Origin of the sequence: Yersinia sp. 1252 StPb PI (genome assembly GCF_048593885.1) — a bacterium.
Lineage (GTDB): Bacteria > Pseudomonadota > Gammaproteobacteria > Enterobacterales > Enterobacteriaceae > Yersinia > Yersinia enterocolitica_E.
Genome location: NZ_JAZGQE010000331.1, coordinates 1 through 2,005, shown reverse-complemented (window position 1 = coordinate 2,005; position 2,005 = coordinate 1). Strand labels below are relative to the sequence as shown.

Sequence of the window (2,005 nt, the reverse complement as noted above, 5' to 3'; positions counted from 1 at the left end):
ATACCACCATTAATCGATCGTCCCATACCGGGGAATAACGTGTTATTTTTCACGGATGTCACTTCGCGCCCGGCAATTGATGCAGTGGCATAACGCTTATTGGTTAAATTATCTAAACTTAAATATGTTGACCATCCATTAGGATGGCGATAATCAATCTTAAATCCCCAAATAGCATATTTATCACGGAATTGAATATCATAACGATTAATATGATCTACCGGTGTACGGGCTGGTAACCAATGAAGATTAGGTCCTGCACGCCAGTATTGCCATTTATACAATATTTCTGCGGAAAATTGTTGCGGAGGAATCCCCCCGATTCTCTTACCTTGATATTCGCCACCCAGAAAGCGGAAATCGTTATATGTCCAGGCCAAACGATATTCCATACTCGCATCATTTAACGGAATATCGCCTTTAAGCCCAGCTTCAATACCTTGATGCAGGGTTTTATGGCGATAATTAAAGGTACCCGTCGAATTTCCCTCTTGGTCATAATGCGTAATTAATTCATTTTTCACTATGCTGCGATACAGAGAGAGATCCCAGTTAATGCCAGCCTTCAACCTACCATCGCCGCCAATTTCCACAGTAATCGCCTGTTGAGGGACTAAACGATTAACCGCACCATTATTAGAAATAATTTCGCGGAAACTGGGGGCTTCATGGCTCCAACTCAGATTGGTGAACCCACGCAATTGTGGTTGAGGTGACCAAACCACCCCCAGTTTTGGTGTTATTAAAAACCAGCGTTGCCTTACTGACTGCCGATCATCGCGGGGGGTAACATTACGAATCGAATGGGTACCTTTCATACCCGTACTGAGATACCAATGCTCTGCCGCTTGCCAACCAGCATCTACAGCCACGTTCTGATTCTCTGCAGTCATGGCATAACTGCCAATTAATTTACCATCATAAGGGGTTTCTCGCCGATTCTGTCGCAGATCACGATTCATATCTGAACGTTCAGTTGATAAACCAACACGATAATTAAACTGATTAATGGAGAGACTTGAGAGCCATAAGGCACCGTAGGTATTGCCGCCACTCAGCACATACACTGCTGGTGTTACAAAATTATCGTGAGTATGTTGTGCCCATAATCCTAATTCCTGCTGCCAATTTTGGCCTTGCCATACGGAATAGTTGGCGAAGCGAGCTTGTTCAACATTACGCCGCGGATCTCTTACCCATACCATTGGATAAACCGCTGTAGGATTATTTTTGACTTCTGACTGTGAAAGCGTTCCCGCAACTTCAAAGCTCAGACCTGTCCAACTTAACCAAGTACGATTAGTAAAGTTAGGTTGTTCAAAACCGACATTTGCTCTAATTGAATTGCGCTGAGAGGAGGAGTGATCACGATAGCCAGAGAAGCGATCGCCACTGATACTCAAACGCCCATCCCACAGTTCAGTTTCATCCCCCCCGATGGCTCCATGCCAACCTTGCCGTCCGAAACTACCGTATTCGTAGCGTAATCGTCCAGATTCATCCCTGCCAGTGTAGGAAATAAAATCCAGCTCACCACCCAGTGTATTATTTGCAGGATTGGTTGCATTGGCACCACGACGTACACTGATAATTTTACTTTCCCGTGGCTCCAGCAGGCTGATATGAAAGCCTCCGTCTGCATCATTCAGTGGCAAGCCATCTTGTAATAGAGTAACGCCTCGGGAGAGTGGGGCACTTTGTACACCGGAACCGCGAATATTTAAGCGAGGCTGATCAGAACCACCAAAAAAATCTTGTACCACCAACCCCGGTTGGATACTCAATACATCATATAATGTTGCTAATCGGCCTTCAGATTTAGGAATAATAAGGTTGCTACCGCCCGGGATGACCGCTAACTTATTTTTTTCTTTAATGACGACATAGTTCTGAGCATCCCCAACCACCTCCATATGGGTATTTTTTTTAACGTTATTTTCTTCAGCTAAGGAATAGAAAGCTAATGGCATAATAGATAACAGTAATAGATTCCCTAAAAACATTC

At 44.2% G+C, this 2,005-nt stretch carries 1 protein-coding gene; it reads right to left on the bottom strand.

The window, feature by feature from the left end; genetic code table 11:
• The coding region (locus tag V2A85_RS23255) for a TonB-dependent receptor family protein (protein WP_420072506.1) at positions 1 to 2,003 on the bottom strand (2,003 nt) is incomplete at its 3' end.
• Positions 2,004 to 2,005: the final 2 nt, after the last annotated feature.